Raw genomic sequence first — 13,046 nt, forward strand, 5'->3', positions numbered from 1 at the left:
AAGGAATATTAGCTTAACCGAAAAGTTTTGCACTTACAGGATTCCCTTAAAATCGCCTTTATTTTTATGCCGAATTTAATTGCTGATCGTTTGTTTAAAGTTCGAAAATGTGAATTTTGAAGCATATTTTTTTGCTGAAATCTTTAAATTGAATATGCTTTTTTCCTGAAGCAATTTTCTACGGAACAATAAAGGCTTTACCTAAAAAGATAAAGCCTTTATAATTTAAAATATATTGAAGCTTAATTAGCCATTTTAATATCTGAAGTTTTCAAATTCAATTCTTTGATCACTGCATTATAATTTGTGATGTCAAGATCTGCATTAGAAGCTAAATAATCTGAAGGAACAACAACAATTCTAAAAATTTGGTTGTTGGTGTAATCTGTACTTAGGTTACTTAAATCAAAATTACCTTCAATAATGATCTCAACATCTGATGGAGTATGATTATAAACGTATTGAATTGTTCCTTCGTTAAAAAAGAAATTTTGAGGAATTAAACTCCATGTGTCAATAAAATTTCCATCGTTATCCTGAATTTCTCGGTATCGATACACTAAAACTGCATCAGCTTCAGGGTTAATTGTTGCTACATCATCAGGAATTGATATTAAACGTGAATAACTATTGCTATCAGAATAATAATCAAAAGTAATTTGTTCTTCTAACGTATAACCAAGTCCATCAAGACCATCTTCACCCGGAGGTCCTTGTGGTCCTACTTCTCCATCATCTGAACAGGAGGCAAATAAAAATGTGCTTACAAATAATAAAGTGAATATCTTTTTCATAGTGGTAGTATTTAAAGTTTTTAATTATTTTTTAAAATCTATGCTGGCCGAGTTTACGCAATATCGTTGCCCGGTATCTGTTGGTCCGTCATCAAAAACATGACCTAAATGGCTTCCGCAATTGGCACATAATATCTCGGTTCTTATCATTCCAAAGGTGCGATCCTGGATATATTCGATCTTACCATCTATAGCTTCATCGAAGCTTGGCCACCCACAACCGCTTTCAAACTTGCTATCGCTTTCGAATAATTGTTCATTACAAGCGGCACATCGATATTCGCCATCTTCAAAGTGAAGATTATATTTTCCGGTGTGTGGAGCTTCAGTTCCTTTTTTTCTAAGCACGCGATATTGCTCTTCGGTAAGCTGTTCTTTCCATTCAGCTTCCGATTTCTCGATATTATATTTCTTCATTGGTTATTTTATTTTTCGGTAGGTTTAAAATCCATAGCGACACCATTTATACAATGTCTTTTTCCGGTAGTTTCTCGTGGTCCGTCATCAAAAACGTGACCTAGGTGTCCACCACATTTTGCGCAGTGAACTTCATCACGCTGGTATCCTAGTTTAGAATCAGATCCAAAAGCCACGCCACCTTCAATAGCACGATCAAAACTTGGCCAGCCCGTACCGCTTTTAAACTTGTATTTATTTTCGTAAAGTTCGTTTCCGCAGGCAGCACAAACAAAGGTTCCGTTTCCTTTTACCGTTAACAGATCGCTGGAAAAAGGACGCTCGGTCGCAGCTTTTCTAAGCACTTTAAATTCGGCGTCTGTAAGTTCTTTTTTCCATTCGCTTTCAGATTTAGAAATTTCGAACTTTTGCGTCTTTTTCGCGCTTTCATCCTGGGCGTTCCCTTTGCAGCTTACCAGAGTAAACATGGCAATTAATATGAATAGTAACTTTCTCATTTCTTTTTATTTTGAAAGTTACAAAGATTATGCCGTGATGAACGTTGTGATTTTGTTAATAACATTTTGGTCTCCCAGGATTCGTCGATGTCCTAGGCCTTCGGTTAAATAGAGTTTGCTGTTTTTTAGTTGATTATGGATTTCTTCAGCACATTTGTAATGTACATCTACATCATCTTTATCATGAATTACCAAAGTTGGAATATGTACACTTTGCGCTGAAATCGCTCCGGAATAATTATCCATATTTTGCCCGAATTTTTCATCAAAGTGCGCTTTCATAAGAAAAGCTACTTCTTTATCCATATGAAGGTTTTGTACAAATTCTTGTGTAATTGCGGTAACGCTATTTGCTGTTCCAATAATTACTGCTTTTTCTGAAGATACTCCTTCTTTCAACGCTTTTAAAGTAGACATTCCGCCTAAAGAATGGCCAATAATCGTATGAAACGGACCGTGTTTTTTGCTTAAATAATGAATAGCTTCTATAAAGTGTGGCATCATGCTCATTTTTCCCGAAGCTTTCCCGTGGGCAGGAGCATCGAAACTAATGGTACTAAAACCTTCTAAAAGCAAAGCATCGGCAATTTTAGAAAGTTGTGTGCCGCGACCACTCCAACCGTGTACCAGCAAAACTTTTTTATCACTCTTACCATATTCGTAAACCACAATTTCCCTTTCACTTTTAGGTAAAACTTGTGTGGATTGCTTTGAATTTTGATCCATTCCTTGTTCCCGCTGCGGTAATTTATATTTTAAGGGCGTTAGGAATAATTTACCCGCAAATTTACTCGCAAGATAAGGTGAGATCCAGTTAAGAACTTTCCCGGTATATAAAATGTACCAGGGCAATAATAACTGCTGAATTGGGGTTTTATCTTTATGTTTTTTTGCCATCTTTTTTATAAACACTTGCTAGATAGATTCTAAGAATCAATAGTTTTTGAACCGTTTTTGAAAGCTATAATTTGTTAAATCCTACTTAAACAAAACTTTTAAGCGACTTGGCTTTTGTAATTTTAACAAAACTAATCTAATTAACTATGAAAGTAAAGAAGTGGATATTAGTTCTTTTTGTTACTGCTTTAACAGTAGTCGCCTGTAAAGTAAATCCTTTCACAGGAGAAAAGAATTTAAATTTTGTAAGCAACGATCAATTATTCCCATCATCATTCCAGCAATATGATGCCTTTTTGGATAGTAGTAATGTGGTAACAGGAACTACAGAATCCAGAATGGTAAAGAGGATAGGGGATAAGATTAAGACAGCAGCAGAACGCTATTTAAACGCCAATGGATACCAGGGATTTTTAGAGGATTTTAGATTTGAATATAATCTTGTTAAGGACGATCAGGTAAACGCATTTGCGATGCCGGGAGGTAAAACGGTAGTTTATACGGGAATTTTGCCAATAACCCAAAATGAAACCGGTCTCGCCGTAGTAATGGGACACGAGGTTGCTCATGCACTTGCCGATCACGGAGCACAGCGAATGAGTAGAGCACAAATTCAGCAATTGGGTGCGGTTGCGGGTACTGTTGCTTTAAGCGGAAAAAGTCAACAAACTCAGCAAATTTTTGCCCAAGCCTACGGAATTGGTTCTCAGGTAGGGGTGATGTTACCTTTTAGCCGAAGCCAGGAAGCTGAAGCTGATAGAATTGGTCTAACCTTAATGGCGATCGCCGGCTATGATCCAGATGAAGCAGCCGATCTTTGGAGAAGGATGCAACAAAATAGTGGAGGAGCTTCTACACCAGAATTTTTAAGTACACACCCTTCAAATCAAACAAGAATCAATAATCTTGAGGCCTGGGCTCCTGAAGCAAAAGCTGAGGCCAGAAAATACGGAGTAACAAGTTTTCAGTAAGATTTTACAAATAAATAAATTGAAAAAGCTGCACTATTGGTGTAGCTTTTTTATTTTTAGTCCATGAAAAATCTTCCAAAGGGTAGTAAAAAACTACTTAACGCATGGGCATTTTACGACTGGGCGAACTCGGTTTATAGCCTGGTGATATCTTCAGCAATATTTCCTATTTTTTATGGAGCGCTTACGATTTTAAAAGATTCTGAAGGAAATATTATTGATGATAAAGTTCCATTTTTAGGATTTGATTTGAATAATGATACTGTAATTTCTTATGTAACCGCGGCAGCATTTTTGGTGGTCTCTGGTCTTAGTCCGTTTTTATCTGGAATTGCCGATTATGTAGGGAACAAAAAGAATTTTCTTAAGTTTTTCTGCTACCTGGGTGCGCTATCTTGTATAGGTCTTTTTTGGTTTAACCTTGAATTTTTGTGGTTTGGCTTACTTTGTTATTTTCTAGCTTTAATTGGTTTTTGGTCGAGTCTGGTGTTTTACAATAGTTATTTACCAGATATTGCTTTCCCAGAGCAACAGGATAAAATAAGCGCAAAGGGTTTTTCGCTAGGTTATATTGGTAGTGTTATTTTATTGGTTCTTTGTTTATTAATGATCCTTAAATATGAACTATTTGGTTTTGAAGATGAAGGATTACCAACCCGACTTTCTTTTGTGTTAACCGGAGTATGGTGGATTGGTTTTAGTCAGTATACCTATTACTATTTACCAAAAGGAACAAAAAAAGCAAAACTGACTAAAAATGTGATGTTTAATGGATTTAAAGAACTTCGGAAGATTTGGAATTCTTTAAATCATAATCTTCAGCTTAAAAGATATTTAGGTGCTTTCTTCGTGTACAGTATGGCGGTGCAAACCATTATGCTTATTGCAACCTATTTTGGAATTAAAGAATTAGACTGGGGAGAACAGGATTCAACCACCGGGTTAATCGTAAGTATTTTATTGATTCAGTTGGTGGCTGTTTTGGGTGCAACGCTAACCTCTAGAATTGCAGCTAAGATTGGTAATATTAAGACCTTAATTTTTATAAATATAATTTGGGCACTTATTTGCGTTTACGCCTATTTTATTACTACGCCAAATCAATTTTACGTAGCCGCCGCCAGTGTTGGATTGGTAATGGGAGGGATTCAGTCACTTTCTAGGTCTACTTATTCTAAAATGCTTCCTGAAAATGCTATCGATACCGCCAGTTATTTCAGTTTTTACGATGTTTCAGAGAAAATTGGGATTGTTATTGGAATGATGATACATGGTGCAGTTGCTAACTATACCGGAAGTAGCCGAAATTCGATATTATTCCTGATCATTTTTTTTATCGGTGGAATTATTTTACTGATTAGAGTACCGAGGATTAGAAGTTAGATTTTAGATCGCTTCGCTGTTAGAATATAGAGTATAGACAAGAGAAGAGAGAAAAAAGAGGTAGGAAACAGGATTACATTAAGTTTAATTCTGAACTCTATATGTCTTTAAAACAAATAATACCGATACATTGTAAGATGATAGAACAGAAAAAAAATAAAAATTTTATTTCACTGATTTTTTATTTTGCGGACAAAAGTAATACATTAAATTGCTGATTGCTGATTGCTGATTGCTGATTGCTGATTGCTGATTGCTGATTGCTGATTGCTGATTGCTGATTGCTGATTGCTGATTGCTGATTGCTGATTGCTGATTGCTGATTGCTGATTGCTGATTGCTGATTGCTGATTGCTGATTGCTGTCAACTCTTCGCCATAAACAAAATCTAAAAAAAATCCCTCCTGTAGGGTAGAAGGGATTCGCATTCAAAAACTAAACAATAATTGCCAGTATTGGGAATTAGTACTTTGAAATATCTCCAGATCCTGAAGTTTTAAAATTTTCTTTACTAGGATTGCCTTTGTAAGAAATGTCTCCAGATCCTGCAATTCTTGCATTCAATTCTTTTTCAGCATAAACCATAATGTCCCCAGAACCAGATACCTGAGCGCTTACAATAGCTGCTCTGAGTTTGTAAGCGTCAAAATCTCCAGATCCTGTAACGTTACAATCTAATTCACTTGCAGTTCCTATTAATTGGATATCGCCACTTCCCGTAACTTTTCCGTCAATTTCATCAGCTTCAATTTCAATATTCATATCACCGCTTCCGGTAACCGATAGTGAAAAATCTCTCGCCGTGATTTTATCTTCTGTCCAAATATCACCGCTTCCGGTTAAATATGCACCTTCTAAATCTTCAAAAGGAACTGTTACTTTAATGGTTTTGTTTCGTGACGGACTTATATTTACGCCTTTCTCTACTGAAATTTTTAAAGTGCCGTTTTTAACTTCTGTAGTGATGTATTCTTGTAAATTGCTTTCGGCTTCGATAGTTAAATTTCCTTCACTTCCTTTTACCAGTGCAACATCCATAAAACCTACAAGGCTTACTGCATCGTAATCTGATGTTTTTCGATTTTCGGTAACTACATCTCCATTTCCTTTAATACTTTTATCGCTGCTCCACCATTGGGCATTTGCTGAGGTGATGCTGATGCATAAAATGACTGCTGCTAAAATTGATTTTTTCATGATTTGATTGATTAATGGTTATGCCTTTCGGCGAATATTTATTGCTGAAATTATATATTTTTAGAATTCTTTTCTGAAGCTTACACTACCGTAACTTGTGGTGATATTTATTGAATTTGAGCTGTTTTGCTTTCCGTAATATCCTGAAATTTCCTTACTGGTATTACGATCATGCTTTTTTTGAATTTCCAGATCATCTGTACCTTTTACACTCCCGTAAGAAGTTTTTACATTGAAGGTGAAATCCATTTCGGCATCAAAACCAAGTTTAATTCCGGCATAATCGGTATCGATATTTACGTTTCTCACACCGTCGATTAATTTTTCGACAGAGATCGAACCATAATCCTGATTTAAGCTCAGCGAGGTAAATACACGGCCAATTTTAGTGCTAAGGTAATCTCCGTCAGCTTCCAAAACTTTTACTTTATCTACTCTAAAGCTTCCGTAGTCGCAATTGTATTTTAGACGTTCTACCTTTTCAACTCTGGAATCTGAATAATCTGCACTTATTCTTAGATCTTCAGCTTCTTCAATGGTAAATTCAGAATAATCGGCGTCAATTTCCGCAGTAGAAATAAATCCGAAGTGAGAATTACGGGTGTAATCAAAATTCAGCATATTTCGTGATCCTCTTAACTCGCCAATATCAACTTTTCCGTAGTCGCAGGAGATATCGGTATTTCCGTTCACTTTATCAATATAAATCGCTCCGTAATCATTATCGATCACCATATCGTGGTTTACCGGTGCTTTAATTATATAGTTGATTTCCATACTAATCCCGTTACCGCTGCTAAATAAACTGCTCCACCAGGATCTTTCTTCTTTTTGATATCTGGTTTTGGCGCTTACACGATTTCCATTTTGCTGAAAATCGACAGAAATATCATCTAATTTTTTCTGAACTCTCTCCAGATCGTCGCCATTGGTTTTTATAAATACCTGAATTACAATTCGGTTTTCATCCCAGGTAGAAATATCTATATTTCCGTAGTTATTATTAATATCCAGAATTCCTCTTTGTGATACTTTAAATTCTCTTTTTAGTGTTTTTTCTTTGGTATGTCTACCATCAAAATCCCCATTGGCAAAGCTTATTGCCGGCACTAAAAGCGCAAGGAATAGTAATTTATATAATAGTTTCATTTTCTTGTGTGTTTAGTTGTTTAATAGTCTCAATTTGGTCTAGTACCTGGTTTAGCAGGTCGATCCTTTTCTGAAAGTTGTTAATCATGGCATAGATTACGCGTTTATCCTGGCCACTTTCTAAAAGATCTTTTTTTAGTTTGTTGTATTCTTTTTCTAAAGTTTCTAATTGTACCAATGCATCGTTAATGATCTTATTGGTTTTTGGGCTGCGCTCTCCTTCTATAGATTTTAACTCTCTTTCTATAAGTGTGCTGTAAAAATCTTGAGTTTCTTTCATTTGGGGAGAAACTGCAGCAAGATCTGCTTCTTTTGCAAATGCAGGCGTATTAAAAACATTACCAAAAGCTATAAATGCGATGATAAGTGCGGCTGCTATACTGCTTAGCGGAATCCAAAGTTTTCTTAGTTTTCCTGTTTTAGAAGCTTCATTTTTATGTTTCTGTTCGAGTTTTTCAAGAAATCGATCTTTATGTCCAGAATCTGGTTCAGAAATATCAAAGTTCAATCCCTTTAGATCCTCAAAGAATTCGTCATTTTTCATCTTTCATCATTTTTTTTCTTAAACTTTCTTTCGCTCGGGAAATGGTTGTCCTGCAATTGGCATAAGAAATATTTAAAATATCGCCTATTTCTTCATAATCATAACCTTCGATTAAGTGAAGCGTTAGGCAGATTCTGTAATTTTCTTTAAGCTCTTGCATGGCTTTTAAAACCATTTTCACTTTTTTATTTTGAGTATCGGTAGTAGTTATTCCTTCATTTTCGTCTGTTTCGTTTTTTAGATAATCCTTATAGCTTACTTCTTCGTACTTCGATTTTTTATTGTGGGCATTAATACTGTTGTTTACCACAATTCGCTTCAGCCAGGCGCCAAAAGAAGCTTCAGCTTTAAATTGATCGATCTTTTCGAAAGCACTTAAAAAAGACTCTTGCATAATATCTTCGGCCTCGGCACTGTGATGTACGATTCGCAATGCAGTATTATACATGGCTTTGTAATACCGGTTGTAAATCTCCATTTGCGCACGCTGGTTTCCCTGCCGGCAGTCGTTTACAAGATCGTTAATATGTGTGATGGTTGATTGCAAAAAAATATCTTGTTTCTAGTATAAAGATAGGATGAGTTTCTGTTTGTTACAGTTTTTGAAAATTATTTCAGAAAAAATATGCTGGCATAGGAATTGACACATTTAAAAAGCGACAATTTTAATCGCCTGGAATCTAGTATTTGCAGGCGTAGAGGTCTCAAAACAAATTAAAATAAACAAACTGCAATGACAGTTTGACTATTAAAGATAACTTATGGCTAAAACAAAGTTCACGGATATTGACAGTTTGTCATTACAGGGTATAAATGAAGATGCAGAGTTGATACCGTTAATGACGCCTGAAGATGAAGAAGAAATAAATAAAGAAAAATTACCCGAAAACTTACCAATATTACCTTTAAGAAATACGGTTCTTTTCCCAGGAGTAGTGATTCCTATCACGGCTGGAAGAGATGCTTCGATCAAGTTAATTAACGAAGCAAATAATAATGAAAAGATCATTGGTGTTGTTTCGCAGAAAGATGAAGAGGTAGAAAATCCGGGAATCAAAGACATTAATAATATAGGTGTTGTAGCTAGAATTCTTAGGGTTTTAAAAATGCCTGATGGAAATACAACAGTGATTATACAGGGTAAAAAGCGTTTTAATATTACTGAAGTTACTCAGGAAGAGCCTTTTATGAGGGCGAATGTTGAAGAAATTCCTGAAACAAAACCAGATGCTGAAAATGAAGAATTTGGGGCAATAATCGATGCGATTAAAGATTTAGCGCTGCAAATTATTAAAAGCAGTCCTAATATTCCTTCTGAAGCTTCTTTCGCCATTAAGAATATAGAAAGTAATTCTTTCTTAATCAATTTTGTGTCTTCTAACATGAATCTTTCTGTAGAAGAGAAACAAAACTTATTAGCGACCAACGACCTTAAGGAACGTGCTTTAGCGACCTTAAAGTTTATGAATGTTGAAAATCAGAAACTGGCACTTAAAAATGATATTCAGTCTAAAGTGCAGAGTGATATGAGTCAGCAGCAACGCGAATACTTTTTGCATCAGCAAATGAAAACCATTCAAGAAGAATTGGGTGGTGTTTCTCATGAAGATGAGATCGAAGAAATGCGCGTACGAGCTAAAGACAAGCATTGGAGTGAAGATGTACAAAAGCATTTTGAAAAAGAGCTTTCAAAAATGCAAAGAATGAATCCGCAGGTAGCCGAATATTCTATTCAGCGTAATTATCTGGACTTATTTCTAGATCTTCCTTGGGATGAATTTAGTAAAGACAAATTTGATCTTAAGCGAGCAAAGAAAATTTTAGATCGTGACCATTATGGTTTAGATGATGTAAAACGTAGAATTATAGAATATCTGGCAGTTTTAAAACTGCGTAATGATATGAAGTCTCCAATTCTTTGTCTTTACGGTCCTCCAGGAGTTGGTAAAACCAGTTTAGGAAAGTCTGTAGCCGAAGCTTTAGGGCGAGAATACGTTCGAATCTCTTTAGGTGGTTTAAGAGACGAAGCTGAAATTAGAGGTCATCGTAAAACCTATATTGGTGCGATGCCGGGTAGAATTATCCAGAGTCTTAAAAAGGCGGGAACCAGTAATCCTGTTTTTGTTTTGGACGAAATCGATAAGCTAAGTATTGGTAATGCAGGGGATCCTTCTTCAGCATTATTAGAAGTTTTAGATCCAGAGCAGAATAGCGAGTTTCACGATAACTTTTTAGAACTAGGTTTCGATCTATCTAAAGTGATGTTCATCGCTACTTGTAATAGTCTAAATACGATTCAGCCTGCATTGCGTGATCGTATGGAAATAATAAATGTGACCGGTTACACGATCGAAGAGAAGATCGAGATCGCGAAAAGACATTTGCTTCCGAAGCAATTAAAAGAGCACGGACTAACAAAAGATGATCTCAAAATTGGTAAAGCCCAGCTAGAAAAGATCGTTGAAGGTTATACACGTGAATCTGGTGTTAGAGCGCTAGAAAAACAAATTGCAAAAGTAGTTCGATACGGTGCGAAAAGTATCGCAATGGAAGAGGAGTATAATGTAAAAGTGACTAACGAAGATATTATCGAAATTTTAGGTAGTCCTCGTTTAGAACGTGATAAATACGAGAATAATGAAGTAGCCGGAGTAGTAACCGGATTAGCCTGGACGCAGGTTGGTGGTGATATTCTTTTTATTGAATCAATTTTATCGAAAGGAAAAGGAAATTTAAATATTACCGGAAACCTTGGTAAAGTGATGAAAGAATCTGCTACCATCGCGATGGAATATATTAAAGCCAATGCGGATACTTTAGGTATTGATTCAGGTATTTTCGAAAAACATAATGTACATATTCACGTACCAGAAGGTGCTACTCCAAAAGATGGTCCAAGTGCGGGTATAACTATGCTTACTTCTTTAGTTTCTTTATTTACTCAGAAGAAAGTGAAGAAAAGTATAGCCATGACGGGAGAGATCACCTTAAGAGGAAAAGTACTTCCGGTAGGCGGAATCAAAGAAAAGATTCTTGCAGCTAAAAGAGCCAGAATTAAAGAACTTATTCTTTGTAAAGAGAACGAGCGTGATATAAACGAGATCAAAGAAGAATACTTAAAAGGTCTTACTTTTCATTACGTGAACGATATGAGCGAAGTAATTGATATCGCAATCACCGACGAAAAAGTGAAAAACGCGAAAGAATTATAAATACAAAGTAATAGACAAAAAGCCTCGAAGAAATTCGGGGCTTTTTCGTTTAAGGTAATTTCAAATCTCTATTTTTGTAGAAACTTCAACTTAATGACCAAAAAGATCACTATTGCCATCGATGGGCATTCTTCAACGGGAAAAAGTACGGTAGCCAAACAGTTAGCTAAAAAGTTAGGTTATATTTATGTAGATACGGGAGCAATGTATCGAGCAGTAACTCTTTATGCGATGCGCAAGGTGATAGTTACAAATGAAAAAGTAGATGAAGAAGCTTTACTCCGACATTTAGCTTTTATAAGCGTTAAATTTAAGTTTGATGAAGATCTTGGTTATGGAGTTGTTCATATAAATAATGAAAATGTAGAAGAAGAAATTCGACTCATGGAAGTTTCTAATAACGTGAGTAAAGTTGCGGCTATTCCTCAGGTTCGTGAAATGTTGGTGGCTCAGCAGCAAGAAATTGGTAAAGAAGGTGGGGTTGTAATGGATGGTCGAGATATTGGTACTGTGGTATTTCCTGATGCCGAATTAAAATTATTCATGACAGCCTCAGCTGAAAAAAGAGCAGAACGTCGCTATAACGAGCTGAAAGAAAAAGGCAACGATGTTAGTTACGAAGAAGTGCTTAAAAACGTACAGAAGCGAGACCATTTAGATTCTACACGGGAAACTTCTCCCTTAATAAAAGCAGATGATGCTATAGAGATCGATAATTCAGATTTAAGTAAAGAAGAGCAGTTTGAAAAAATTCTTTCTCTAGTAAAAGAAAAAACAGACGCCTAAAATGGCCAAAATCGATACTACCTCTGAAGAGGGAATAGGTAAATCGGTACTTTATTTAATGTCGACTGGTGCAGGATTGGTGGTAGCCAACAATTATTACAATCAGCCTTTATTAAATTTAATGGCAAAAGATTTTGGAGTTTCAGAGTCTGCTGTAAGTAATATTCCTCTTTTTACCCAACTCGGCTATGCTTTTGGATTACTGTTTATTATTCCGTTAGGCGATAAATTTCCGCGTAAAAAAATGGTAATGATCGATTTTGTATTCATTATCGCCAGTCTTTTAGTAATGGCCTTAGCGCCTAGCTTACCAGTTTTAGTGATTTCGGGTTTTTTTGTGGGATTTAGCTGTGTAGTACCGCAGGTTTTTGTTCCCATGGCCGCGCAATTAGCAAAACCGGAAAAGAGAGGAAGCGCAATTGGGATTGTGATGAGTGGTTTGCTTATTGGAATTTTGGGAAGCCGTTTTATAAGTGGTTTTGTGGGAGAGTATTTTGGTTGGCGAGTGATGTATTTTATCGCTGCCGGAATCATGCTTATTTTCTGGGGATTATTAAAGCTGAAATTACCTGAATTACAACCTAATTTTTCGGGATCTTATAAAGAACTTATGCAATCTCTATGGGGTTATTTTAAAACTGAATCTTCAGTACGATTAGCTGCGCTTCGTGGAGCCTTAGGATTTGCCGGTTTTAGTGCATTTTGGACCACTTTGGTCTTTCTTATGGAAGATAATTTTAACTACGGAAGTGGGGTAGCGGGTACTTTTGGCGTTTTAGGAATCGCAGGTGCACTAGCCGCCAGCTTAATTGGGAGATTGAGTGATAAAATGAATAAAAACAGATTGATCATTATTTCAACAATAGTAATGATCTTCGCTTGGGTAGTTTTTGAGTTTTCTGGGTATTCAATTATAGGGCTTGTTATCGGAGTGATTTTGGTTGATATGGGCCTACAATCTTTACATATTACTAACCAAAATATTATCTTTTCCAGAAATCCAGATGCAAGAAATAGGATTAATACCATTTATATGGTGGGTTACTTTATTGGTGGCGCATTAGGAACAACTACGGGAGCATATGCATGGGAGCTTTTTCAGTGGAAAGGGGTCGCTTCTTTAGGCTTAATTTACAGCGTTTTGATCTTAATTTTTCACCTTCTTTTCAAGAAATCTTTACCTGAAGAAAATTAAGTTT

General features: G+C 35.9%; 14 protein-coding genes. 5 read left to right on the plus strand and 9 right to left on the minus strand.

The window, feature by feature from the left end; translation table 11 throughout:
* Nucleotides 1-242 precede the first annotated feature (242 nt).
* The 4 genes from INR75_RS11820 to INR75_RS11835 are packed head-to-tail and all read right to left on the minus strand — an operon-like array spanning nt 243 to nt 2,605.
* Nucleotides 243-794 (minus strand): hypothetical protein, encoded by a 552-nt coding sequence (locus INR75_RS11820; protein WP_223088967.1) that lies wholly within the window; start codon nt 792-794, stop codon nt 243-245.
* A 24-nt stretch (nt 795-818) separates the two neighbouring features.
* Nucleotides 819-1,211 carry a peptide-methionine (R)-S-oxide reductase MsrB gene (gene msrB / locus INR75_RS11825; protein WP_223088968.1) on the minus strand — a complete coding sequence of 131 codons (393 nt, stop codon included), beginning with the start codon at nt 1,209-1,211 and terminating at the stop codon, nt 819-821.
* Between the two features lie 8 nt (nt 1,212-1,219).
* Entirely contained in the window at nt 1,220-1,708 is a 489-nt protein-coding gene (gene msrB, locus INR75_RS11830; protein ID WP_223088969.1) for a peptide-methionine (R)-S-oxide reductase MsrB, read from the minus strand.
* Nucleotides 1,709-1,735: 27 nt separating this feature from the next.
* A complete protein-coding gene (locus INR75_RS11835) occupies nt 1,736-2,605 on the minus strand; it encodes an alpha/beta fold hydrolase (RefSeq protein WP_223088970.1) in 870 nt (289 codons plus the stop codon).
* Between the two features lie 146 nt (nt 2,606-2,751).
* Between INR75_RS11835 and INR75_RS11840 the strand changes: the two genes are divergently transcribed.
* On the plus strand, nt 2,752-3,576 hold the full coding sequence (locus INR75_RS11840; RefSeq protein WP_223088971.1) for a M48 family metallopeptidase: 825 nt from the start codon (nt 2,752-2,754) through the stop codon (nt 3,574-3,576).
* A gap of 63 nt (nt 3,577-3,639) precedes the next feature.
* Nucleotides 3,640-4,959, plus strand: a complete 1,320-nt coding sequence (locus INR75_RS11845; RefSeq protein WP_223088972.1) for an MFS transporter — start codon at nt 3,640-3,642, stop codon at nt 4,957-4,959.
* Between the two features lie 206 nt (nt 4,960-5,165).
* Here the strand turns inward: INR75_RS11845 and INR75_RS11850 are convergent, their stop codons facing one another.
* Genes INR75_RS11850 through INR75_RS11870 form a run of 5 tightly spaced genes read right to left on the minus strand, consistent with a single transcriptional unit; the run spans nt 5,166 to nt 8,396 of the window.
* Entirely contained in the window at nt 5,166-5,387 is a 222-nt protein-coding gene (locus INR75_RS11850; RefSeq protein WP_223088973.1) for a hypothetical protein, read from the minus strand.
* Nucleotides 5,388-5,421: 34 nt separating this feature from the next.
* Nucleotides 5,422-6,156, minus strand: coding sequence for a head GIN domain-containing protein (locus INR75_RS11855; protein ID WP_223088974.1), 735 nt, complete (start codon nt 6,154-6,156; stop codon nt 5,422-5,424).
* Between the two features lie 60 nt (nt 6,157-6,216).
* The gene (locus INR75_RS11860) at nt 6,217-7,305 is read right to left on the minus strand and encodes a DUF4097 family beta strand repeat-containing protein (protein ID WP_255584525.1); all 1,089 of its coding nucleotides are present in this window, start codon (nt 7,303-7,305) and stop codon (nt 6,217-6,219) included.
* Nucleotides 7,289-7,849, minus strand: a complete 561-nt coding sequence (locus INR75_RS11865; RefSeq protein ID WP_223088975.1) for a DUF4179 domain-containing protein — start codon at nt 7,847-7,849, stop codon at nt 7,289-7,291. The genes INR75_RS11860 and INR75_RS11865 overlap by 17 nt, the downstream gene beginning before the upstream one ends.
* On the minus strand, nt 7,839-8,396 hold the full coding sequence (locus INR75_RS11870) for an RNA polymerase sigma factor (protein WP_175487067.1): 558 nt from the start codon (nt 8,394-8,396) through the stop codon (nt 7,839-7,841). Before INR75_RS11870 ends, INR75_RS11865 begins: the two co-directional genes overlap by 11 nt.
* Nucleotides 8,397-8,610: 214 nt before the next feature.
* On the opposite strand from INR75_RS11870, the gene lon reads away from it, so the two are divergent.
* The 3 genes from lon (at nt 8,611) to INR75_RS11885 (ending at nt 13,042) form a co-directional block, all read left to right on the plus strand.
* Nucleotides 8,611-11,061, plus strand: coding sequence for an endopeptidase La (gene lon, locus INR75_RS11875; protein ID WP_084842814.1), 2,451 nt, complete (start codon nt 8,611-8,613; stop codon nt 11,059-11,061).
* Between the two features lie 93 nt (nt 11,062-11,154).
* Nucleotides 11,155-11,847 (plus strand): (d)CMP kinase, encoded by a 693-nt coding sequence (gene cmk / locus INR75_RS11880; RefSeq protein WP_223088976.1) that lies wholly within the window; start codon nt 11,155-11,157, stop codon nt 11,845-11,847.
* A gap of 1 nt (nt 11,848) precedes the next feature.
* Nucleotides 11,849-13,042, plus strand: coding sequence for an MFS transporter (locus INR75_RS11885; protein ID WP_223088977.1), 1,194 nt, complete (start codon nt 11,849-11,851; stop codon nt 13,040-13,042).
* Nucleotides 13,043-13,046 lie beyond the last annotated feature (4 nt).

Source organism: Zunongwangia sp. SCSIO 43204, from assembly GCF_019904275.1.
Lineage (GTDB): Bacteria > Bacteroidota > Bacteroidia > Flavobacteriales > Flavobacteriaceae > Zunongwangia > Zunongwangia mangrovi.